The sequence below is a fragment of the Bacteroides sp. AM16-24 genome (genome assembly GCF_003471885.1).
Classification (GTDB): Bacteria; Bacteroidota; Bacteroidia; order Bacteroidales; family Bacteroidaceae; genus Bacteroides.
The window spans coordinates 110,973-135,173 of sequence record NZ_QRKI01000006.1; the positions used below are offsets into that span (position 1 = coordinate 110,973).

At 43.8% G+C, this 24,201-nt stretch carries 14 protein-coding genes; 10 read left to right on the forward strand and 4 right to left on the reverse strand.

Going from position 1 to position 24,201, the window contains the following annotated elements; translation table 11 throughout:
• Nucleotides 1–6 precede the first annotated feature (6 nt).
• The 4 genes from DW182_RS09255 to DW182_RS09270 are packed head-to-tail and all read left to right on the forward strand — an operon-like array spanning nt 7 to nt 4,597.
• Nucleotides 7–501 carry a TlpA disulfide reductase family protein gene (locus DW182_RS09255; RefSeq protein WP_118295320.1) on the forward strand — a complete coding sequence of 165 codons (495 nt, stop codon included), beginning with the start codon at nt 7–9 and terminating at the stop codon, nt 499–501.
• Nucleotides 498–2,078: a DUF6029 family protein gene (locus tag DW182_RS09260; RefSeq protein ID WP_118295321.1), complete on the forward strand. Its 1,581-nt coding sequence runs from the start codon at nt 498–500 to the stop codon at nt 2,076–2,078. Before DW182_RS09255 ends, DW182_RS09260 begins: the two co-directional genes overlap by 4 nt.
• Nucleotides 2,079–2,113: 35 nt before the next feature.
• Nucleotides 2,114–3,256, forward strand: coding sequence for an Omp28-related outer membrane protein (locus tag DW182_RS09265; protein WP_118295322.1), 1,143 nt, complete (start codon nt 2,114–2,116; stop codon nt 3,254–3,256).
• A gap of 27 nt (nt 3,257–3,283) precedes the next feature.
• Nucleotides 3,284–4,597 carry a zinc-dependent metalloproteinase lipoprotein gene (locus DW182_RS09270; protein ID WP_229107059.1) on the forward strand — a complete coding sequence of 438 codons (1,314 nt, stop codon included), beginning with the start codon at nt 3,284–3,286 and terminating at the stop codon, nt 4,595–4,597.
• 86 nt (nt 4,598–4,683) lie between these two features.
• Here DW182_RS09270 and DW182_RS09275 read toward each other — a convergent pair whose 3' ends face one another.
• The 4 genes from DW182_RS09275 to DW182_RS09290 form a co-directional block, all read right to left on the reverse strand.
• Nucleotides 4,684–6,567 carry a PQQ-binding-like beta-propeller repeat protein gene (locus DW182_RS09275; protein ID WP_118295324.1) on the reverse strand — a complete coding sequence of 628 codons (1,884 nt, stop codon included), beginning with the start codon at nt 6,565–6,567 and terminating at the stop codon, nt 4,684–4,686.
• Between the two features lie 183 nt (nt 6,568–6,750).
• Entirely contained in the window at nt 6,751–10,320 is a 3,570-nt protein-coding gene (gene bglX / locus DW182_RS22775; protein ID WP_118295325.1) for a beta-glucosidase BglX, read from the reverse strand.
• A gap of 296 nt (nt 10,321–10,616) precedes the next feature.
• Complete coding sequence (locus tag DW182_RS09285; protein ID WP_118295326.1) at nt 10,617–12,137, reverse strand: RagB/SusD family nutrient uptake outer membrane protein; 1,521 nt, start codon at nt 12,135–12,137, stop codon at nt 10,617–10,619.
• 81 nt (nt 12,138–12,218) lie between these two features.
• On the reverse strand, nt 12,219–15,257 hold the full coding sequence (locus DW182_RS09290) for a TonB-dependent receptor (RefSeq protein ID WP_118295327.1): 3,039 nt from the start codon (nt 15,255–15,257) through the stop codon (nt 12,219–12,221).
• A gap of 294 nt (nt 15,258–15,551) precedes the next feature.
• Between DW182_RS09290 and DW182_RS09295 the strand changes: the two genes are divergently transcribed.
• The 6 genes from DW182_RS09295 to DW182_RS09320 all read left to right on the forward strand — a co-directional run bounded on the left by DW182_RS09295 (nt 15,552) and on the right by DW182_RS09320 (nt 24,190).
• On the forward strand, nt 15,552–16,580 hold the full coding sequence (locus tag DW182_RS09295) for a LacI family DNA-binding transcriptional regulator (protein WP_118216827.1): 1,029 nt from the start codon (nt 15,552–15,554) through the stop codon (nt 16,578–16,580).
• A gap of 124 nt (nt 16,581–16,704) precedes the next feature.
• Entirely contained in the window at nt 16,705–17,676 is a 972-nt protein-coding gene (locus tag DW182_RS09300) for a bile acid:sodium symporter family protein (protein ID WP_118216828.1), read from the forward strand.
• 1 nt (nt 17,677) lies between these two features.
• Nucleotides 17,678–18,772 carry a phosphotransferase family protein gene (locus tag DW182_RS09305; protein ID WP_118295328.1) on the forward strand — a complete coding sequence of 365 codons (1,095 nt, stop codon included), beginning with the start codon at nt 17,678–17,680 and terminating at the stop codon, nt 18,770–18,772.
• A 39-nt stretch (nt 18,773–18,811) separates the two neighbouring features.
• On the forward strand, nt 18,812–19,552 hold the full coding sequence (locus DW182_RS09310; RefSeq protein WP_118216830.1) for an HpcH/HpaI aldolase/citrate lyase family protein: 741 nt from the start codon (nt 18,812–18,814) through the stop codon (nt 19,550–19,552).
• A 145-nt stretch (nt 19,553–19,697) separates the two neighbouring features.
• Nucleotides 19,698–20,870, forward strand: a complete 1,173-nt coding sequence (locus DW182_RS09315) for a sialidase family protein (protein WP_199678569.1) — start codon at nt 19,698–19,700, stop codon at nt 20,868–20,870.
• A gap of 248 nt (nt 20,871–21,118) precedes the next feature.
• The gene (locus tag DW182_RS09320; RefSeq protein WP_118295330.1) at nt 21,119–24,190 is read left to right on the forward strand and encodes a TonB-dependent receptor; all 3,072 of its coding nucleotides are present in this window, start codon (nt 21,119–21,121) and stop codon (nt 24,188–24,190) included.
• Nucleotides 24,191–24,201 lie beyond the last annotated feature (11 nt).

Consider the following 24,201-nt stretch of genomic DNA (forward strand, 5'->3'; position numbering starts at 1 on the left):
CTTGATATGATGAAGAAAATCAGTTTCTTAATGGGGGTATTCTTCGTTTTTTCTACCCTTGTGACTTATGCTCAGGTATTGCCTGATGTAAAAGTCGAAAACACTCGAGGTGAAATAATTTCTACTAAAACATTGGTTGACGGAAAACCTTTCATCCTTTTTTTTTGGGGAGTGACTTGCAAGCCTTGTATCACTGAACTTAACACGCTGAATGAACTATTGGAAGAATGGCGTGAAGAAGTGGATTTTAATATTGTTGCCGTATCTATTGATGATAGCCGTTTTACGGCTCGTGCCCGGTCTATGGCCAAAGGGTTTGGGTGGGATTTTATCTGTTTGTTCGATAAGAACCAGAATCTGAAGCGGGCTATGAACGTATCTCTTACTCCACAAACTTATATTGTGGATGGGAATGGTAAAATTGTATATTCACATTCAGGCTATACTCCCGGTAGTGAACTGGAATTACTGGAGAAGCTTAAAGAACTACAAAAGAAATGAGAAAATTATATGCAATGTGGATGTTGGTCTGTTTTTCTGTAGCACAGCTCAATGCCCAGGAATCTAATAAAGGCCAGTTGACCGGAAGCCTGGAGAGTAACAGTATCTATTATGTGGAAGATACAGGTCTGGATGCCGGTTCTTCTGTAAACCCTGATGATCATTTTGGTTCAAATAACTATTTGAAACTGGACTATAGCTATGGTAAATTCTCTGCTGGTATTCAGTTGGAAGGATTCTTACCTGCTTTGCAAGGATATGATTATGCTGTTTACGGTAATGGCAAGCGTACGCTTTTAGGGGCTAAATATGTGAGCTGGCAAGATGAGAATTTTGGTTTTCGTGCTGGTGATATTTACGATCAATATGGTAGTGGACTTGTGTTTCGCAGTTACGAAGATCGGGCTTTAGGCTTTAATAATTCTATTGAAGGTGTGCAGGGGCGTTATGAGTATAAAGAGTATGTCCGTTTGAGCGGGCTGTATGGACGCCCCCGCCTTTATCTGGATTATGCAGACAGTTACGTCCGTGGATTTGATGCCAGTGTTTCACTTTCTTCACTTCTGGGTTTACAGAATATGAATCTGAATGTAGAAGGTAGTTATGTGAATCGTTATGAAGATTTGAAGGAGAATGCCGATTTAATCGATATTCTTACCACCTCCAATCTTGATATGTTTTCCGGTCGCATTAATTGGGACTGGAACGATTGGACTATACGTGCTGAATATGTGAGTAAAGGGAAAGACCTGCCTACTTCTGTCAGTGCAAATATGGTGGACGGGAATGCAATTCTGGTGGAACTGGGATATAGTCATAACCGTTTTAGTGTATTGGGCACATTCCGCCGATTGGAACACATGAATACGATGCTTACGTTGATGGGTGAAGGTGCCGGTAATGTATTGAATTACCTGCCTGCCCTGACTCGTCAATACACCTATATGCTGGCAAACCTTAATCCTTATCAGGTGAATGCCGAAGGTGAAGTCGGGGGGCAGATTGATGCCTATTACTCTATCCGTGGTGACAAGCTGCGCAACGATTACTGGAATTTCCATGCTAATTTCTCCACATTCTATTCGGATAAGGATTTGACCGGGGAAAGCCGTCTTTTGTGGCGTGATATCAATGCGGATGTAGAACACCAGTGGAATAAACGGTGGAAAACTGCTTTTCTGGTATCCGTGCAGGAATGGAGTCCCAGCCATGGTATGCAGGATGTAACTTACGCTTCAAATATCTTTGTACTGGACAATACGTATAAGTTTAATAAGAAGACGGCCTTGCGTGCAGAAGTACAATATCTCTACTCTACAGATTATGAGAAGGACTGGGTGGCTGCTTTAGTGGAATTGAGTCTGGCTCCCCGCTGGAGTTTCGCCGTAAGTGATATGTGGAACCATGGCACTACGGATAAGCATTATTATAATGCTTCTGTCAGCTATACGCAACACCGCACCCGCTTACAACTGAGTTATGGGCGTAACCGTGCCGGATTTGTTTGTTCAGGTGGAGTATGTCGTTACCAACCTGCCTATACCGGTGTTAACCTGACGTTAACAACCAGTTTCTGAAAACAACATGTAATATTAAAAGAATTATAGAAGAAATGATACATTTAAGTAAATACTTATATTGGGCAGCTATCATTGTAATAGTTGTCTTTTCCGCTTGTAGTGGAAATTCCAATGACGAACCGGAGAACGGTGGAGGTAACGAAACCGGTACTTTGATACTGCGTACTTCGGCCACTGTAATTGAAGCAAACGGACAGGATGCGACCGTCTTTACTGTGATGAAGGGTAACTCCGATGTAACGGACAAAGCTGTTATTTATAAGGCTTCGGCTGTTTATGGCAATACTTCCTTTTCTTCCGTTACAGAAGGAAGTTTTCAATTTTTTGCCAGCTATAACGGCGAGATTTCTGATAAAATCACAGTGCAAGCTGTAAGTGGCATACCTTCTTTGCCATCTGATCCGAGTGCGAACACTTTTGAAGGATTTAAGCAACGCGTATTGGCTGTGCAGGGCACCAGTACAGGATGTGCTTATTGTCCTTATATGATTTCCGGTATCAATATCTTCTCCGAAACAGAACGGGCAGCCAGCACTGTGTTTGTTGCAGTACATACTAATATTAATGAAACAGATCCGATGACTAATGAGGCTTCTCTGGCCATTATCAGTGCTGCGGGAATGAACAGTTTCCCGGCTATGGTGATAAATATGGATAAGAATATGTCTATCGGTTCCAATTACCCCCAGCAGATATCTAATACTATTTCTACAAATGTGAGGCTGGCTTTGGAAGATCCTGCCACTTGTGGAGTTTCAGCAGCCGTAAGCGGAACAGAAGCTTCCGGTAAAGTGAAAGTGCAGGCTAAAATAAAAGTAGGGGTAAATGCCGATTACCGTATTGCTGCCTGGCTGCTGGAAGATGGTATTCAACATGCACAAGCTAATTCTACTGATGTTACTTTGGATTCTCCGATGATCCATAATAAAGCTTTGCGTGCTGCTAATTCTACTTCTCCTGTAGCTGGTGTTTTACTGGGTGGACGCACCGGATGGACAAAGGGTGAAAAAGCGGATTTTTTCTGTGAGTTTAATATTGCACAGGCAGGCATCAATAATTTGAGTAAATGCCATGTTGTGATTGTTGTTTCCAAACCGAATTCAGCGAACCGTTTTATTGTTGACAATGTTATTGATTGCCCTATCAACGGGAGTGTTGCCTTTGAATACAAATAAAAACTTAATTTACCAGATATGACTAAAATGAAAAATCTCAAATTACTTTTCCTGTTCGCTTTATGCTTGCCTTTCGTGGCAGGTTGTAGCGATGGTGATGACGAAGCTCCTTACGTGGAAGTTTCGCAATCTTCGTTTACGGATCTGGATGCTACGGCTACTACATTAACCTTGAAGATAACATCGAACGCTTCCTGGACAGTGACTTCGGATGCTTCTTGGTGTGTACCTTTAAAAGCTGGTGGTGAAGGAACTGCCGATGTTCAGTTGAATATTGCCGAGAATATAGATAGAGGTACACGTACAGCCAGAATAACCGTTGTAGTAGCAGGTGGTGTGTCGTCTCAAACTGTTACGGTTAGTCAGAAAGTTGTTGTGCCTGATGATAATTATCACTATAAGTTACCTGTTGTTTTTCATGTCATCTATTCCAGTAAAAGTAATACGAAACAGTATGTGAAGACGGGCTGGTTGGAAACGATACTTGCTGATGTGAATAAACTTTATAAAAGTAGTGGTGTGGACTTGAATCTGGAATTTGTGCTGGCTACCGAAGATCCTGACGGCAATAAGATGGAGGAACCTGGTGTACATCGCATACAATGGGCCAATGCTCGGATCAGTTGCAGGGAATTTATGGGATACACTGCCAATACGCCTCAGAAGTATATTGACTTGATGTGGGATCAGGACCGTTATATTAATGTCTGTCTCTATACCTTCACTGAAGAAGGTATATTGGGAATCTCTACTTTCCCTTACACAATTCAACCGGACCATTTAGAAGGCCTAAGTGTGCTAGCGTATGAGGTTGATTATACTAATATCCCTTACCCGCATTGTGTCAGTATCAATAACGATTATATTTATGACCATGATGCGTATTATAGCAGTTCTGATATTGTTGCTACATTGACACATGAATTGGGACATTATTTAGGACTGCGCCATGCGTTTTCGGAAAATGACGAGGATCAGACGGGAAGTTCAGACTGGTGCATTGACAGTGACTTCTGTGAAGATACTCCGACATATAATAAGGCAGAGTATGATGACTACCTCCTGAAATATTTGGGAAATAGTGGCACAATGACCCAGGCAGACTATGAGGTTCTGGTGATGCGTAATGACTGTAAACATCCGGGTATGACTTTTCGCTCGACTAATGTCATGGATTATGCCATTTCTGATGCAGATCGGTTTACGGCAGATCAGGCAACGCGTATGCGTTATGTGATGTTACGCAGTCCGTTCATTCCGGGACCGAAGATTCGCACTCCGGAACAGCAACAACCATCCAGTCGTACTCCGATTCATTTTGAAATGAAAGCTTATGAGTAAATGAAAGGGTAGTATCCTTGTCAACTGATTCTTGATAATATAGGGGTTGTGTCACACATTTGAACACAACCTCTTCTTTTTATCAGTTATCTGATAAGTGGATATTCCAGACACATAATTGTTCCATCCATCGTCATCACAATTACCCTTCCTTTCCCTGCATTGATCAGAGAAGTGATTGCCGAATGAGAAATTTTATGAGACCACGCAATTCCGCTTCCATCTGTCTTCACAGCATGGAGCACGCCAAATTCGGTAGGAATAAAGACTAATTGTCCGGTCGTTTCCATTCGGGTGGGAATGAAATTACCCTTGTATGGCATCGAAGTACTCCAAAGTGTGGTGTACTTCCCGTGAGAGATATCTACGGCAGTTATGTTATCCTTAATCCCTTTCACATACATTGTTTTTCCGTCCGGTGAGAATCCGAGGGACTCCCGCCCTTTTGCTTTGTCGGAAGCCCAAAGAATTTCTCCATTATCGGGCTGGAAGGCACGTATGAAATAATCTGAACTGAGGACAATGACTTGTTCGGCCTTCTTGCTTTGATCGGTATAAGGTAGCACTATCGGCCAGCAGGCGCCCGGTGAAAAATATCTGCCCCGCTTGGTGTCGAACTCCCATACCTTTTTTCCCGTCTTTCGGTCGATGGCATAGAACATGGCTCCCCAGGTTCCTATATATACATGTTCTTTGTTTACGGCAGGGCGTGATTCTATGTATCCCTGCAAACCTTCGCAAACCCAGTTCAATGTGCCGTCGGCCAGTTTCAGTGAGTAGAACTTGCCGTTGCTGCTACCGATGTAAATGGTTTCGTTGGCAACCACCGGACAAGCCACAATAGGATAGTTGGTATTGTATTTCCAACGTACGGTTCCCCGCTTCTTGTCCAGCGCATAGACGAAACCGTCGCACGAAGAAACGATGACGAGTTTCGGGGTAATGAAAGGGGCGGAGAAGATTTTGTTTCCCGTAGTGTAGGTCCACAAGGTTTCTCCGTTGGTGGTATTGAGGGCATGAACCACACCCGCGGTATTAGTATAAACGTATAGGTTATCATCGATGCCGGCTTGTGAGGCCACGTCCGTCACATCTTTGAGTTTCCAAACCTCACGGATGGAAGGGTAGGTAGCATTGATGGAAAAGTCCGGGCGATAGTAAACCGTATCCTTCTTCCCGGCTGGAGATTGCAGTTGAATAGTGTTCCAAGCCGGACGGGTTTCGGTCTTGATGATCCGTTCGTTGAACTCCAGTGTATCACCACGCAGGTGTACCAGGTTATATCCGCCTATGGGGTCTTCCCTTCTTAAGGAAGAACGGCCTATAACGGCAGGAATTCCTTCTGCATCATAAGCATGGTTCACGTGTAGGTGTCCTCCGAGTATTGCCTGGATATTGCGTGTTTTGAGAATGTCGATAACTTCGTACCAGTTACTCAGGTCCTGATTGAGAGGAAAGTGATTGATGAAGATAATGGGTTGCTTTGCCGGAGTAGCACGGACGATGGAGTCGAGCCACAGAATCTCTTCGCGGGGGATGTGAGGCGGTCCCATACGTAGGCTTGGTCCGGCGCCACAGCCGATGAAACGAACTCCCTGCCAGTCATAACAAAAATGGGAAGCCTGGAAAATCTTGTCGAACATCGTGCATCCGTTTTCACTCCAGTTTACATCATGATTGCCGGGAATGAGGAAATAAGGCTTCCTGAAATCTTTCAGAATATCTTGCAGTAGATAGAATTCTTTGGTATCACCGAATTCGGTGACGTCGCCGCTGAGAATAGTGAAGTCAACATCTGGATTAGCATTGATGTCTTCAATGGATTGCCGCAGATCATCTTCGGCATAGGCGAAAGAATTGAGGTGTACATCGCTGAGCCAGGCGAAAGTGAAGGCTCGTTGGTTGATGCCTTGCCCGTAGGAGAGGACAGACAACGCTATCACGCAGATAGCCAATAAAATTCTTTTCATGATTTTTGGGGGTATTAGTAAGTGTTCCCCCAAAGATAAAAAGTTTCTGCGGTAAAACATTACTTTTACCGCAAAAACAAATCATTACGTTACATTCGCTACCAATACATATCCCTGATTTCTAACAATTCAAGGACTACTCATTTACTACTATTGTGTATTGCTTCCGGCTTTTCTATCTATCTATTTATTTATTGGGAATCCCAGTTTCTGCAATCCGTTTTGTATATCCGGATGGCTCATAAAGAGGTTCCATAGCAATCCGGTGCGATAGTTCTCTATCATGACGGCTATCGGGCCTTGGTCGATGGCGAGATATCGCTTGGGATACCAGTTATCAGTTTCGCTAAAGGCATCGTAGAAACCGTAAGGCCCGAATAGCTTATCGCCCATTCCGTAGAGGTGCCGCATCACAGCCAGCGACTGCTCCGGTGTATAGACAATGGATGAAAGGGCGGCAGTAGGGGAGATGACTCCCTGGTCGTCCCGTTCATTCGGCATGTGGGCGGCATATCCGTTGACGGAGTAGCTCGCGGTCAGTCCCCAGCAGTCCGGGCCGAAACCTTTGTAGTGCTTCGGATTGCGGATGCAATAAGCACGGTTCACAAGCGTCAGGTTGCGCATTTCGTCAAAGTAGCTGGAACAATATTCATCTTTCAGGTTTGTCGGATCCAATCCGAGGAAAGAATAATGTGCCCAGAAGAGTGGCCCGGCTTCACAACCTTGATAGCGCAAATGAAGTTCGATGCCTTCTACTTTATGGGGATCGACGATGGCACCGTTCTGTGCCCAACCGTCATGATAGACAGCGGCGGGAACACCATGTGTGGGAGAGGCTGCGGCAAGCAGGTACATGATAAGGCATTCATTATAACCATGTACAGGGAAATCCATTGCCCAGCCATATTCGGGACTCCAATGCCAGTAGAGTACATTCTGATCGCCTTGGCGATAGAAATTCCAATCGACATCGCGCCAGAGGATATCGATGCGTTTGGCAAGTGCCTGCTCTTCCGGCGAACCATTGATGTAATACTGGTGTACAGCCAGTAATCCTTGTATCAGGAAGGCTGTTTCCACAAGGTCTCCACCATTGTCTTTTTGTCCGAAAGGTTTCACTTTACCGGTATCTCCATACCACCAATGTGGGTAGGCTCCATGAAAACGGTCAGCTTTCTCAAGGAAAGAGACAATCTTTTCCATACGTGCCAGACCTTCTTCACGGGTGACGTAGCCGCGGTCGATACCTGAAAGTATAGTCATAATACCGAAGCCACTGCCACCGGAAGTGACAACGTTCTGGTCTTTCTCGGGATAGATGCCGTCCATGTGGATACGTTCGGGGGCAAGACCACTGTTAGGCTCTGCGCCTTCCCAGAAGTAATTGAAGGTTCGCCGTTGAACAGTGTCCATCAAAGCATCGTCCGTAAGTTGGGCAGTGTTGCCGGGATTCGTCAGCGTCAACTTTGCCGTCTTCACCGCCTGGCTGTTTCCACCAATCATAATATTGAAATCACCGGGTTCGGCTACGTAATTCATATCATAATCATAGAACCGGAGCAGGTCGCGCGTGATGGTGAATGATACTGTTTTACTTTCTCCGGCACGAAGGAAGATCTTATTGAAACCCTTCAGCTCGCGCACCGGACGGGTGATGCTTCCTACAAGATCACGGATATAGAGTTGTACTACTTCCGCACCATCGTATTTACCCGTATTGGTTACAGTAACTACGGCGGTAACAGAACCGTCTTTTCCCAGTGTAGGCGTGCTCAGTGCAATGTCACTATACTGGAAGTTGGTATATGATAATCCATAACCGAAGGGATACAATGGTTCATTATCCACATCCAGGTAATTTGAGCGGAACTTTTCGAACCATTTACCTTCTGCCAACGGACGACCGGTATTCTTATGATTGTAGAACAAAGGTATCTGGCCTACATTCTTCGGGAACGTCATTGTCAGTTTTCCACTTGGATTTACGTCGCCGAACAATACATCGCCAATGGCATAAGCTGCCTCGCTACCTCCGAACCATACATTGAGGATAGCAGGTACATGTTCCTGTTCCCAATTCAGTGTCAACGGGCGACCGGTAAACAGAGTAAGTACTACAGGCTTGCCCGTTTTCAGTAAGGCTTCCAGTAAAGTATGCTGCACATCGGGTAAGCCGAGTTCTGTGCGGCTTGAACTTTCACCACTCATTTCAGAAGATTCCCCCAGTGCGGCTACGATGACATCGGCTCCGGCTGCCACTTTCAGCGCTTCGTCCAATAATTCCTGATCCGTACGGTTGTCGCGGTTCAGTGAGCGACCGAACATGGTGGCACGTTCTTCGTAAGCAGCATCACCGATAAGGTTGCTGCCCTTGGCGTAGGTGATGTTGACTTTGCCTGCCATCATCTCTTTCAGTCCTTCGTACAAAGAAGGATAATCGTTGAGGCGTGCAGCTACACTCCAAGTGCCCGGCATATTGCTACGCGTATTGCCGAGAGGACCGATGACTGCAACGGTGCCTTGCTTCTTTAATGGAAGCACGCCTGCGTCATTCTTCAGCAGTACAAAGCTCTCGGCGGCAATCCGGCGTGCAGCATCCCGATGCTCTTTTGTAAAGATGTCCCGCTTCGGACGGTTCACATCACAATATTTATAAGGATTGTCGAACAGTCCCAATTTGTATTTAGCTTCCAATATCCGGCGGCAAGCCGTATTTAGCGTACCCATTCTCACTTTTCCTTCTTTAATGGATTTCATCAGCGTGCCGACAAAACCTTCACTTACCATATCCATATCCACACCTGCATTCAGGGCAAGTGCACTGACGGTTTGTAAGTCGCCGACACCATGTTCTATCATCTCCGCAATACCTGTAAAGTCTGTTACCACAAACCCTTCAAACCCCCATTGGCCACGCAGCAAGTCGCTCAATAGCCATTTGTTTCCGGTAGCCGGTATCCCGTCTATTTCATTGAATGAAGCCATTACGCTACCTACACCTGCCTCTACGGCAGCTTCGTACGGATACATAAATTCATTGAACATCCGGTTGCGGCTCATATCCACTGTGTTATAATCGCGTCCGGCCTCTCCGGCTCCATACAGGGCGAAATGTTTAACGCAGGCCATGATTTCATCATTACGGCGCAACTGGTCTTGCTGATTGGCACCCTGGTATCCGTATACCATTGCCTGTGCGATAGCTCCACCCAGAAAAGGGTCTTCTCCCGAACCTTCGCTGACACGTCCCCAGCGTGGATCACGGCTGATATCTACCATCGGACTGAATGTCCAGGAGATGCCGTCGGCACTTGCTTCGATGGCTGCGATACGGGCAGACTTCTCGATGGCGGCCATATCCCAAGTGCAGGACAGCCCCAATGGGATGGGGAAGATGGTTTCGTATCCATGTATCACGTCCATGCCGAATAACAGGGGAATGCCGAGACGTGATTTCTCTACTGCCAGCTTTTGCACTTCAAGAATGCGGTCTACCCCTTTCAGGTTGAAGAGTCCGCCTACCAATCCTTTTTCAATCTTTGTGGCTACGTCGCTGCTCTTGGCCTGTCCTGTGGTGATGTCTCCCGTGACGGGTAGGTTCAACTGTCCGATTTTCTCTTCCACAGTCATTTTCTTCATCAGCGCATCGATGAAGCGGTCCATGTCTTGGGGGGACTTTTGTGCCTGTACGGTTGATATGCCTATCAGGGTGCCCATCAACAACAGGCTTGTTCTTTTGAATATTGCTTTCATATATTTCTATATTTTAAGATAATAAAATGAGCATGGGTTGTCATAAGCAATCTGACTGCGATATTTAAGGATTTTCTTCCCTATTGCTAAGCCGCGCGGTAGTATTTGCTTATTCTTTCCACCATGGGGTTTCTTTCTTTCCACCGTGGAGGTTTTTTCTTTCCACCATGGTGGAAAGAAAGAAACCCCATGGTGGAAAGAATAGAATCTTGCCTCTTGACGCCTTAGCCTCCGCAGGCTTTTCTGATAAACTCTGCGGTTGCATGGCTTGCCGATACTTGCGGAGTTCGATTTGATTAATAATCGGGATTTTGCACCAATACACCGTTTGATTTATCTATTTCTGTCTGTGGCAATGGTAACAGTGCATTCTTGGGCTGGTAGTTCTTACCGGTAGCCTGAAGCACTTCTTGTGCGATGCCCCAACGTACGAGGTCATAGAAGCGGTCGGGCTCTAATCCCAGTTCTACACGGCGTTCATGGCGGATAGCCTCACGCAATACACTCTGATCCAGAGATTCCACTTTGGGCAGTACATTGGTCAGCGTGCCGCGAGCATGTGCACGTACCTGTTCCAGATAACCGCTTGCTTCACCCATTAAACCTTTTTCGTTGGCAGATTCGGCGGCCATCAGCAGTACGTCCGGATAGCGGATGAGACGGATATTTACCCAGAAGCCCATACGGGTATACTTGCGGCGTAATGCCGGGTCAGTATAGGCTTTCTTGTTGAAGTAAGCGCCCATGGCCGTGGATACGGGTGATTCACCGTAGGGTTCATTTATATTCTCTTCTGTGATAGGCTCGTCATCGCTGTGGCGGAAGTAAAGCAGTGTAGCATTCTTACGCGGATCGCCCGGTTCGTAAGCTTTGCCCATCAGGGTGGTGGCCATGTGCCAACCCCATCCTAAGTCCCAGTTGCCTGCTCCGCGCACACCCTGTACCTGGCAGAACTGGCTGCCGATGCTGCCGTCTTCCTTCATAGCGTCGGTAGATTCGCATTGCAGTTCGAAGATACTTTCGCCGCAATTCTCACCTTCTACGGTGAAGACTTTATCTACCGGAGTATTCAGGTTATAGATTCCGGAATTAACGACATCCGTAGAAGCAGTGTACATATTTTTCCAGTCGTTACGCATCATGTAGGTACGTGCGTGCAGGGAACGTGCGGCACCCCAGGTGAGCCGTCCCGTGTAGTCGCTGTCCCATCTCAAGGGCAGGCACTTTTCGGCTTCGGTCAGGTCTTTGTCAATCTGTTCGTATATCTTCTCGGCAGTGGTTTTGGGGACGTTGGCATCGGAGGCTTCCACTACTTTGATGGTCACCAGAGGCACTTCACCAAAGGCACGTACCAGGTTGAAGTAGCAGTAAGCACGGAAGAAGAGGGCTTCACCACGGTTGCGGATGGATTCGGTGTCGTCCTTATGGTCGCTGTTGGCGATGTCGTCCAGAATCTCATTACATTGGTAGATGATTTTGTAGTTCTGACCCCAGTAAGCGGCTAACGGACCGTTGGAGGCTGTGTACTCAAAATCATCCCACATGGCAGCTTCGTTACCGCCGTCGCCGGCATCACTGCCCTTTTCTGAATCCTCGCTGCGAACCATGTGTACCATGAAAGCGGGGATACCTGCGGTGATGTCATACGAACGCATCAGGTAGTAAACGTTGAATATCTTTCCGCCTACAAGGGCGTTGGGGGCGTCGTCTTCCGTGAACTGGCCTAACGGGTCACGGTCCAGAAAGTCATTACAGGAACTGAATGAGAGGGCGGTTGCGCCAATCAACAGGGACAGGAAATATTTTTTTATCTTCATAATCTTTTGTTGTTATGGTTATTATAATATGGGGTTATTCTTGTACGCCGCAAGGAAACCTTGCCGGGGCGCTACGCCCCTTTAGAACGTCAGATTAAACCCGAACGTATAAATCGCCGGCATCGGATAACTTCCGTCATCCACCCCGAAGGCAATGGCCGAGCCACCCAGTTCAGGTGTATATCCGGTGTTATGTTTCCACGTTTTCAGATTCTGAATATTCACATAGAGTTTCAGTGCCTGCATACCGATCTTGGAAATCAACGCCTTGTCAAAGTTGTAAGCCAATGATACGTTGCGGATGCGGAAGAACGAGCCGTCTTCTATATAGTATTCGGAATTCATATTGTTGATGCTGTGTTTCGTATTCAGCAACGGCTGGGTATTGCTGGTACCCTCTCCATGCCAACGGTCCATGCGTTGTGCCATGAAGTTGAACTGGCTCCAGTTGTAGTTATCCCAGGTACGGTAAATCTGATTGCCGCCTTGTCCCATCATGTCTACTGCCAACTCCCAATTCTTGTAACCTACTCCGAGAGTAATACCATAAGTAATATCCGGTGTCGGATTACCGATCATGGTACGGTCGGCTGTGGTGATTTCACCGTCACCGTTCACATCCTTGAACTTCAAGTCACCCGGAGTGACCGTTGCAAGCTTATTCTTCGGTGAATTATCAATCTCTTCCTGAGTCTGGTAAACACCTTCTACTTTGTAACCATAGAAGTAACCGATAGGATAACCTGCCATTGTATAACTTTGGCTCTTATCTCCGGCAATGATGGAGTATCCATCCTGTACAAGGCTCAATACCTTATTCTTAATGGTAGTCAGGTTGGCTCCGACGTTATAATTCCAGTCGCCGATCTGGTCGCGCCAACTCAGTGCAAGTTCCACACCCAGGTTTTCGATAGCCCCCAGGTTACCGATGCCCGGCACGGTTCCTGAAATACCGGGAACTTCTGCCAGCAGGTCTTTTGTTTTCTTCTTGTAATATACACCTTCAAAGTGCAGGCGGTTGCGGAAGAAGTTGGCTTCGGCACCTACCTCCCATGCTTCTACTTTTTCCCAACGCAGGTTCGGGTTAGGCAGATAGGCAAGCTGATAGCCCGGATAAATGGCGGACGGAGTACCGAATACTGCGGAATAGGCATTGGTCAGCAAAGGCTCCGCCGGATAGGCTCTATCCAGGTTTTGGTTACCCAGCGTACCCCATGATCCTTTCAGTTTCAACATATCCAGCCATTCGATACCTTTCATCCATTCCTCTTCGCTCATCAGCCAACCCAGACCTACGGAATAGAAATTCTGCCATTGGTTTCCTGTATAAGAGAAAGCGGAAGAACCGTCGCGGCGGTAGGAACCGTTGAACAGGTACTTGCCTTTATAATTATAGAGAATACGTGCCAGTACAGATACTGTAGAACGTTCCCATTGTGTACTACCGTTGGTTGCAGTGGCGGCATCGCCGATACTTACATACCATTTGTCGGGATTGTCCGGAATGATCAGACCTACGCCTTGCGTGCGTCCGGCATTCAGGTTTTCGAGTTTATTGTAATAGGTTGTGAAACCGGCGGTGGCTGTCAGGCTGTGATCACCCCATGAATTGGTGTAGGTCAACAGATAGTCGCTCTGCACTTTCATTTCCGTTTCTTTGGCCTGGGTGACTCCGGTCTTGCCGGTGCCCAGTGTAGCTATATCACCTTCGGCACTGGCATCATACACTTTAATAATCGGTGTATAAGTCCGTGTGTTGTTCGATGCATAATCCAGTGAGAACATGGCTTTGAACTGGAAATGTTTCAGGAAGTCCCATTGCCCGTATATATTGCCCGAACCACGGTAGTTCTCCGCTTTTGTAGTGTTCGCTTTCAAGTCAACGTCCACCATCGGGTTATTCATTTGTGCTTTCTGGAATCCGGGAAGGGAGGTATATAAACCATATTCCTTATTATATACCTCTGCCACCGGAGCTGCACGCAAGGCAGTGGCAACACTCTTTGAATCGGCCGGTAACATACGTGCACCGTTGAATTGGAAACCTACTTTAAAGTTGTCTGTTACTTTATAATCATTGCTGATGTTCAGTGTGATTTTGCTATACTTCTCATGCTTGATGTTTCCTTGTTCGTAAGCATAGCCCGCACCGAGGTAGAAGCTATGTTTGTCGGAAGCACCTGTGATGCTGATGTTGTTGTTAGTGATGAATCCGGTCTGGAATATTTCATCCTGCCAGTTGGTGTTGCCTGTCCAGTCGGAAAAATCGTATTCCGGATTACCTTCATTTCTTAATTGTTCGTTATACAGCAACTTGAAGCCATCTGCATCCACCATTGCAATCTTGTTGGTAATGGCTTTAAAGCCAAATGAACCATTGATGTTTACACGGGTCTGTCCTTCTTTAGCTTTCTTGGTGGTGATGATGATGACACCGTTAGCACCACGCACACCGAAGATGGCAAGTGAAGACGGGTCTTTCAGAATTTCCATAGACTCAATGTCCTGTGGATTCAAGAAGTTGATGTTGTCATTGAACAGGCCGTCTACTACGTACAATGGCTTGTAACCATTGATGGAGTTTGTACCGCGTACACGGATTTCCGGGTCGGCACCAGCCTTGCCGGAGTTGATGATTTGTACTCCGGCCACTTTACCTTGCAGGGCGGACAGTGGGTTGGCAACCGGTTTGTTGGCAATCTCATCCCCTTTGATATTAGTGATAGATCCTGCCAGGTCGCGTTTTTTTGCGCTACCATAGCCGATGACGACTGTTTCGGCGAGCATTTGCGAGTCTTCTTTCATTTGTACATTGATGACATTGCGGTTGCCTACCTTGATGCTTTGCTTCTCCATACCTACGTATGAGAATTCGAGGGTAGCATCTGCAGGAACTTGGATCGAGTAATCGCCATCCAGTCCGGTCACTACACCGGTGTTGGTTCCTTGTACCACTATGGATACACCAATCAACGGTTCTTTAAATGAATCGGTAACAACACCTGTTACAGTGTGTTCCTGGGAGAATGCGGCAGTGCCTATCAACAGGAAACATGCCGTCAAGAATAGATTTTTAAGCCTTAGGGCTCTCTTCATAGGAGGGTTCAGGTTTCTCTTCATTGCATTAAATTTTTATGTGAATGATATATTGCATCAGAACAATGCAAATGAAAAAAAGATTTTGAGGGCTTTTAAATCTTGGGTTTTTAACACAATTGGGGGAGGAAGGATCTTTAAGGTATTTATCTTCTCTTCCTATGTTTCATTTAGCCAACATTGCCTTTTCGTTAAAAAAATGTTAAATATGAAGGTAATGTGTTTGTTTTATTTATAATTTCACTATAATTGCAATCGATTGCAATGAAGTAATAGCTTTCAGTGCACAATAGTATTTTCATATAGTGATACAATATAATGATGGATAAGAAAAAAGTCTCTATTTATGATATTGCTAAAGAATTGAAGATCTCGGCTTCAACAGTTTCGCGTGCGCTGAATAACCATAAGGGAATTAGCAGCGAAGTAAGTGAGGCTGTTCATAAATTGGCAAAGGAGCTCAATTATAAACCGAACCAAATGGCAGTGGCCTTGAAAACCGGTAAAATTAAGACGATAGGAATGATTGTGCCTCTCATTGATCGTAATTATTTTGTTCAGGCTATTGCTGGCGTTGAAACAGAGATATATAAAGCTGGTTATAACCTAATTATAGCTACTTCCGGTAATTTGTTCGAGCGTGAAAAGAAAATTATCGCTTCTTTGAGTCAAGGTAAAGTTGTAGGCATAATTGCTGCCGTTGCTGCTGAAACGACTGATTATTCTCATTATGTATCGCTGGTCGAAAGTGGAATTCCTTTGGTTATGTTCGATCGTAAGATGGCTATTCCAAATACAAGTAGTGTTGTGCAAGATGATTATAATGGGGCCTATGAGGCTACGAAGCATCTTATAGAGCAAGGCTGTAAACGGATTTTCTTTTATCGTGGTCCACAAAATGTTTCGATATGGAGTGAGCGGGATAGAGGATATAGGCAAGCTATGAGTGATTATGGATTAGAAGTTACGAATAAACATATTCATACAGCTTTAACCACTGAAGAAGAAGGACGGAAATATGCAATTAAATTGTCGGCTCAAAAGAACCAGCAGTTGCCTGATGGTATACTCTTTTCGGGAGACTTTGCAGCTAAAGCGGCAATGGAGGTTTTTGTTGAGAAGGGAATTAAAATCCCACAGGAGATTGCCATTGTAGGATTTGTGAATGAGCCATGGGATGTCTTATTGAATCCACCTTTGAGTTCTATTGAACAATTTAGTTATCGTATTGGAAAAACTTCCGCAAGATTAATGTTGGAGGCTATCTCTGGTATGCCTTATCAAGATATTGTATATAAGCCACAGCTTATAGTAAGAGAGTCATCTTTAAAAAGTAAGTACCTGTAATCAAAATTCAAACCTCATAAGTATTTGATTAACCGTGAATTACCATTAGCAATTTAATTTAGGCCACAATGCAATCGATTGCATAAATTGCTAACCGTATATTAATTTTAAAACTAATAGAAACATGAAAAAGATTATTGAATGGTTTATTAACCTTTATGCTATCTGGATTATTCTGGCTTTTATAGTCGGATATTTATATCCAGGTGCATTTATGTGGTTTACTAAAGGGAGTTGGATGACCTTGGCATTGGCGGTCGTTATGCTCAGTATGGGACTTACACTTCGGGTTGAGGATTTCAAAGCTTTATTTGCTACACCACGTGTGGTACTAATAGCTGCTATTTCACAGTATACTATCATGCCACTTTCTGGCTGGCTTGTTGCAATGGCGATGGGATTGCCTGCGGAATTTGCTGTAGGTCTTATATTGGTAGCATGTTGTCCGGGAGGTACAGCTTCCAACATGATTGCTTATATTGGCCGTGCGAACATTGCATTGTCGATAATTAGTACAGCCGTATCTACTGTCTTAGGCATTTTTATGACTCCTCTGCTCTGCAAGTTGCTGGCAGGACAATATGTTGATGTAAATGCATGGGGGATGTTTCTCAATGTGGTTCAGGTAGTATTGATTCCTGTATCATTGGGGGTCTTTATAAAGTATAAATTTCCAAAGTTTGTAGAAAAGTTGGGGCAAACCGGTCCTGTTGTTTCAACATGGGCTATTGTTTTCATATCCGGTGCTATTATTGCTCCCGCTATGGTTGACGGAAAAGAACTCTTGTTTCAATATGCTGGTCAATTAGCCCTTGCCGCATCATTACTCCATTCGCTGGGCTTTGGCCTTGGCTATGCTTTTGGGCGAATCTTTAAGTATGATAAACCTATGTCAAAGGCTATCGCATGTGAAACTGGCATGCAAAATGGAGGCTTGGCTGCGGTACTTGCTCGTAATAGTTTTCCTGCTTTTATGCCGCTTGTAGCTGTGCCTGCTGTATTTTGTTCGATCATGCAAACTGCTATCGGAGGAATATTAGCTACTATCTGGCGTTTTACATCGAACCCTGAAGAACTTGAAGCATCCAAACATTGATATGGGAACAAGAAAAAATATTTATTATTGGAAGTGTGATCGTCCTTCGGCCTTTTTTGCAATCAAAGAAGGTAATGAGGGGAATGCAAAAGAGGTTCAGGAAGAACTGGAGGTGTTACTAACCAATTATTTCGGAAGCGAACATTTTTCTTTATCCTCAGCTGGAGGACAAGGAAACCATCTAACGTTTTTAGCTTCAAGGAATAATGAAAGCTACTTCGTGAGAGTTGAGAACGGACCGGAGAAAGATGACTATATGGAGGTTGAAACCACCATTATAAATAGAGTGCATGATATTGGAATTCCAACCCCTAACATATACGCTGTAGATTCATCTCGCATTAAATATGATTTTGCCTGGCAGATTATGGAAAACGTCGAATTCTCAGATTTGAATAAGATTTATAAATCTCATAAACTGCAAACGAGAACTGTGATGCGTGAACTAGGTACTTATATAGCCCGATGGCAAAGTATTTCAACGGACGGTTTTGGGCCATACAATTCTGATATTTTGCGTGTCGACGGACGTTTAGAAGGACTGCATTCCACTTATCGTGACTATTATATGCTGAATATAGAGAAGCATTTTGATTTCTTGGTGCAGCACAGTTTTCTGACAAAGGAGAAAGCTGATAGCTTTTTAGGAGCAGTTGTGGCTAATTTGAAATTCTTGGATATTTCACGTGGATGTCTTGTACACAAAGATCTGGCTTTATGGAATGTGCTTGGTACGGAAGATTGCATAAAGGCTGTGATTGATTGGGACGATACTATTTCAGGAGATCCTACTGATGATATTTCACTTATGGCTTGTTTCCACTCAAAGGAAGAGATGAATGCATTAATAGAAGGATATCAGGAAATAAAACCTCTGCCGGAGAATTTCATACCACGTTTTTGGCTACATCTGATGCGTAATATGCTGTTTAAGGCTGTGATAAGGGTTGGGGCGGGATATTTTAAAAAAGATAGTAACTATTTTCTGATAAATTCGGGATCTGAAGGAGGTCTGGGATTGCATAATTTTACATTGAGTAGATTAGAACTCGCATATGAAGGGCTTACAGAGCTGAAAAGTATGGATGACTTGTGAAGAAATAAGGTAATAGCGAATTAAATTAATAATTTACGTATGAAACAGAATATAGAAAATAAGGCTCGTATACTTGGTAAAGGTACGTGGATTTCATTAGGTTCCCCCATTGTTACCGAAGTAATATCGATGATGCAGTTTGACTGGTTGCTGTTCGACCTTGAACACGGCTTCATGCAGGAGCATGACATTCTGCCTAATCTGATGGCTGTAAAATCAAGTGGTACAAAAGTGATTGTACGTGTAAGTGAATTCCGTAGTGGACTTATTGCGCGTCTGCTGGACTGGGGAGTTGCAGGTATTATGATGCCGCATGTTTCTTCATCTGAAGAAGCTGCCCGGGTGGTGGGTGCAATGCGTTATCCGCCTTTCGGGAAAAGAGGATTCTCGAGTTCTTCCCGGTCGTTTGGATACGGGGAAAATGCTCCCAGGAATATCACAGAGTGGGAACCACCTTTGTTTATTGCTCAGATTGAAAACTACGAAGGCGTACAAAATGCTAATTCTATAGCGGCAACAGAAGGAGTGGATATGCTTTTTGTTGGTCCGCGTGATTTGCGTCTTGATTTATCAGTCAGAAAGAGTGCTGATGAAAGAATACCTTTTCAGGAGGCCATTTCTTTAACTGTTAAAGCAGCTATATCCTCCGGTAAACAAGCAGGGATATTGGTCTCTCCGGAAGAAGATATTTCTGATTTGTGTGTGATGGGGTTTAGTGCTTTTGCTATAGGAGCTGATTTGGCTGTATTACGCTCAGGATACAAAAGAATTAAAGTCTGATAAGAAAGTAACTTATATTTAAATTTAAATTTATATTGCCATGAAAAAACTTAATATTTTGTACACAATGTTTTTCATATTTTGTGCCACTCATACTGTAGTCGCGCAAAACCAAGAGCTTATACGCATTTCAGACAGTTTGGCTATGATACCGCCGCTGGTTAATACCAATCCTGGTAAAAAATATAATGCCAAGAATTTGGATTATGGTATGACTATAGGAATAGAACGTACGCCGGGCGGACGTATCTGGGCTTGCTGGGTTGGTGGCGGAGATAATGCGAATGCTTTTTTTGTGCTGGCTTGGAGTGATGATGAGGGCAAAAAGTGGACAAAGACAAAAGTAGTTATTGATCCTCATGATGAATCACTGCCTCTTAAACGCAGAACTATTGTAGGCCAATTATGGACAGATCCGCTGGGACGCCTTTGGCTCTTTTTCGACCAGGCAATGACTTACTATGACGGACGTTCCGGTAACTGGTATACGCTATGCGAAAATCCGGATTCTGAGAATCCTGTATGGTCAGAACCTGTTTATTTAGGTATTGGTTGTACACTCCAAAAACCGACAGTGATGAGTAGTGGTGAGTGGGTACTTCCTGTAAGTATCTGGCCTCGTAGTCGCATGGACATATTGTTAGAAAAGGGGTGGAAGGAGAATCCTTTGAAGGGTGCACATCCGGAATTAGATGCTAAACGTGGTGCTCACGTTATGGTATCAACAGATCAGGGAACAACATGGGAATTCCGTGGAATGGTGAAATATCCCTCTCCCAGTTTTGATGAACATCTGACAATAGAGAAAAAAGATGGTAGTTGGTGGATGACGGCACGTACAGGCGTAGGTATCTGGCAAAGTTATTCTACTGATAAGGGATTCACTTGGACAGAGCCCGAAAAATATCAGGAGCATGTCAATTCACGCCATTTTATTTTACGACTTAAGTCAGGCAATCTCTTGCTTGTACGTCATGGTATGCCTGATGAGCAACTTAAGTCTCGTTCTCATCTTCGTGCTTTTATTTCTACAGATGATGGCAAAACCTGGTCGGGTAATTTACTGCTTGATGAACGTTCCGGAGTTTCATATCCCACAGGGTTCCAGACACCAGACGGATATATTTATATTTCGTATGACCATCAGCGTACTCGTGAAGGCGATGTACTCATGGCACGTTTTACAGAAGAGGATATTTTAGAAGGAAAAATAATTTCAGAACGTGGCGATTTGGGAATGCGTATTAGTAAGCCCGGCAGAGTAAAGAAATCAGCTGCTAATATTGCTGCACGCAAAAAAAATAAAATGAAAAAGTAAAGGTGCAGATAGTTGCTGAATAAATTGATATTATGAAAAGTTCTCGGTTCAGTAACGAAATGGGAGTTATTAATGAAGTTGAATTATAATACATGTATGCCTATGAGAGATGTATAGATAAGAAAAAAAGTCATGGTGCTGCACTGCAGCATCACGACTTTGTAGAATGTTTTTAATTAATTAACGTATCCTTTGTCTCGCAAACAAATTGTATACTAAATTTTAATCTATCAAAAACACGTAAAGATATGAATAAACCAGCAAAGTCGTATGATTTTTTATGGCTAATTATAAAATCGAGCTCCATTTTCTTATTGTTGGCTGTTTATAATAGTTTGACAATAGGTGCTTATGCCTATAGTGGCACACAAGCGGAGATGCATATTGAGGTGCCTGGAAATAGTGCTGCAACTCAGCAAAAGAAGCAAATTACCGGAACAGTCACTGATGAGCGGGGAGAAGCTATTATCGGAGCAAATGTAGTAGAGAAAGGCACTATTAATGGTTCGGTTACAGATGTGGATGGGCATTTCAAACTGATTGTAGAAGATAATGCAATGCTTCAGATATCATTTATTGGCTTTTTACCGCAAGAAATAAAAGTTGCAGGAAAGAATTCCTTTAAAATAGTTTTAAAGGAAGATGCAGGCCTTTTGGAGGAAGTTGTAGTGGTTGGCTATGGAAGCCAAAGTCGGCGTAATGTGACTGGCTCTGTAAGTAAAGTGAATATGAGCGATATGGAAAGCCGTCCGAATACTAATGTTACTCAGGCATTACGTGGTCAGGTGGCTGGAGTTCAGTTTACAGATAATGGGCGTCCGGGGCAGAACGGTAGTATCCTGGTGCGTGGTCCTCGTTCGTTGAGTGGTGGAAACGATCCGTTGATTATTCTGGATGGCATTTATTTTAATGGAAGTATGATTGATATCAATCCGAACGATATTGAATCTATGGAAGTACTCAAAGATGCCAGTTCAGCTGCAATTTATGGTTCTCGTGCCGCGAATGGAGTAATCCTTATCACTTCTAAAAAAGGTAAAACAGAGAAGCCTAATATTAATGTAAGTGCATTTTATGGCTTGTCGGATTGGGCTTCTAAATTGAAGTTGTTGACCCCGGAACGTTATCTGGAAAAATCAATGGAAATTCGACGGCTTAGGGGAATCCCATATGATCCGAATGATGTTTCTACATATCTGACTTTAACGGAGGCCGAAAACTATCGAAATGGCCATACTATTGATCCGTTGGATTTGATTTCTCAACAGGGGCAGCTTTTATCAGTGGATGCAAGTATGTCAGGAAAGTCCAAGAATACTAACTATTATATTTCTGCCTCTATGGCGCAAGAAAAAGGATTGATACTTGATGACAACCTGACCCGAATGTCCTTTAGAGTGAATTTGGAAAGCAAGATTACTGATTGGTTGAGCATCGGTACCAGTACTATGTTTTCTCAAAACGACCAGTCAGGTGTACCTGCATCGGTCAATCTGGCCAAGAGACAAAGTCCATACGGCACGTGGTATCGTGAAGATGGGTCACCCACACAATATACTGTACCCGAAGACCAAGGCGTTTCTGAAAATCCTGTGAGGAGTAATAGCCTTTCTCAGAAAGATTATTACCGGAATAATTTATTCGCAAATTTTTATTCAATAGTTAATATTCCATGGGTTAAGGGTCTTACATACCGGATAAACTACTCAATGAACTATCGTTGGATTCGTGATTATAACTCTACAAAGAATGATGTATATGTTGATGCAAATACTTCATCAGCTTCCAAGCGCAACTGGATGTCGCGCGATTGGGTTGTTGAAAATATTTTAGACTATAAATTCCAATTGGGTGAAAAACATGCATTTGATGTAACTTTAATGTATGGTGCAAACCGAAGTAACGAAGAAAGTACCACAGCAAGTGCAGATCAATTAGAGTTTGACACATTTGGATGGAATAATCTTGGTGTTGGCGGGTTACAAGAAACAACTTCCTCGGCTAAGAAAGTTTCCGGTATCTCTTCTATGGCAAGGTTAAACTATAGACTCATGAATAAGTATTTGTTCACCTTGACAGCCCGAAGGGATGGTAGTTCTGTTTTTGCGGCTAATCATAAATATGCAACATTCCCGTCTGCGGCTTTTGCATGGATAGTTTCTGAGGAAGACTTTCTGGATAATGCGGCATTTCTGGACTTGCTGAAATTGAGAGTGTCATACGGTGCTGTAGGTAATCAGGCTATTTCACCTTATCAGTCATTAAGTTTGGCAACCACCAGCCGTTATGTGTTTGGCGAAGAGTCAGCATTGGGCATTTATCCGTCTAGAATTGCCAATACGGATTTAAAATGGGAAACAACCTATACAGCTAATATTGCATTAGATTTTGAACTGTTCAATAAGCGAATCGGTGGTACGGTTGAGCTTTATAATATGGATACGCGCGATTTGTTGGTAGAGCGGTCTATTCCTGTAATGACAGGATATTCATCTATATGGACGAACTTAGGAGAGGTAAATAATAAAGGTATTGAATTAACTTTGAATACAGTGAACATCCATAATAAAGATTTTGAGTGGAGTACAAGTTTTGTATTCTCACATAACAAGAATAAAATTGTAAGTTTGTATGGTGAAGATGCTAACGGGGATGGTAAAGAAGATGATGACATTGGCAACAGGTGGTTCATAGGGAAGCCTATTAATGTATATTATGATTATGTATTTGATGGTATTTATCAGGAGGGAGATGAACTCCCTGCAGGATATGCATCTGGCTATGCACGATTCAAAGATTTGAATGATGATGGTAAGGTTGAAGCTGAACATGACCGTACAATTATTGGGCAGGGTAGCCAGCCTAAGTACCGTTGGGGTATTACTAATAATTTCAGTTATAAGAATTTTGATTTGTCCATCTTCATCAATGCAATGCAAGGTTGGATTGGAACATTCAATGATTTGGATTTCTATAACAATAGTCTGGATCCTGTCCGTCCTGTTAATATGTATGATGGGGGATGGTGGACTCCGGAAAATAAATCAAATTCCCGTCCTTCACTTGAATATAGAAGAAGCGTACTTGGGCATAATTGGTATTCCGACCGCAGTTTCATTCGTGTACAGGAAGTGTCATTGTCCTACCGTTTCCCTCAGAAATTCCTGACTAAGTATCGTTTATCTAATCTCAGTGTATTCTTGAGTGGAAAGAACTTACTGACATTTACAGATTGGCTGGGTACTAATCCTGAATCAATCTCATCAGAAAGATATCCTATTGCCCGTACATATACATTAGGATTTAAGTTAGGCTTTTAATACTAATTTAT

Excerpts from the sequence above, each read along its gene's own strand:
- DW182_RS09255 (WP_118295320.1), top strand. The coding sequence starts at position 7 with ATGATGAAGAAAATCAGTTTCTTAATGGGGGTATTCTTCGTTTTTTCT.
- DW182_RS09260 (WP_118295321.1), top strand. The coding sequence starts at position 498 with ATGAGAAAATTATATGCAATGTGGATGTTGGTCTGTTTTTCTGTAGCA.
- DW182_RS09265 (WP_118295322.1), top strand. The coding sequence starts at position 2,114 with ATGATACATTTAAGTAAATACTTATATTGGGCAGCTATCATTGTAATA.
- DW182_RS09270 (WP_229107059.1), top strand. The coding sequence starts at position 3,284 with ATGAAAAATCTCAAATTACTTTTCCTGTTCGCTTTATGCTTGCCTTTC.
- DW182_RS09275 (WP_118295324.1), bottom strand. The coding sequence starts at position 6,567 with ATGAAAAGAATTTTATTGGCTATCTGCGTGATAGCGTTGTCTGTCCTC.
- bglX (WP_118295325.1), bottom strand. The coding sequence starts at position 10,320 with ATGAAAGCAATATTCAAAAGAACAAGCCTGTTGTTGATGGGCACCCTG.
- DW182_RS09285 (WP_118295326.1), bottom strand. The coding sequence starts at position 12,137 with ATGAAGATAAAAAAATATTTCCTGTCCCTGTTGATTGGCGCAACCGCC.
- DW182_RS09290 (WP_118295327.1), bottom strand. The coding sequence starts at position 15,257 with ATGAAGAGAAACCTGAACCCTCCTATGAAGAGAGCCCTAAGGCTTAAA.
- DW182_RS09295 (WP_118216827.1), top strand. The coding sequence starts at position 15,552 with ATGATGGATAAGAAAAAAGTCTCTATTTATGATATTGCTAAAGAATTG.
- DW182_RS09300 (WP_118216828.1), top strand. The coding sequence starts at position 16,705 with ATGAAAAAGATTATTGAATGGTTTATTAACCTTTATGCTATCTGGATT.
- DW182_RS09305 (WP_118295328.1), top strand. The coding sequence starts at position 17,678 with ATGGGAACAAGAAAAAATATTTATTATTGGAAGTGTGATCGTCCTTCG.
- DW182_RS09310 (WP_118216830.1), top strand. The coding sequence starts at position 18,812 with ATGAAACAGAATATAGAAAATAAGGCTCGTATACTTGGTAAAGGTACG.
- DW182_RS09315 (WP_199678569.1), top strand. The coding sequence starts at position 19,698 with ATGATACCGCCGCTGGTTAATACCAATCCTGGTAAAAAATATAATGCC.
- DW182_RS09320 (WP_118295330.1), top strand. The coding sequence starts at position 21,119 with ATGAATAAACCAGCAAAGTCGTATGATTTTTTATGGCTAATTATAAAA.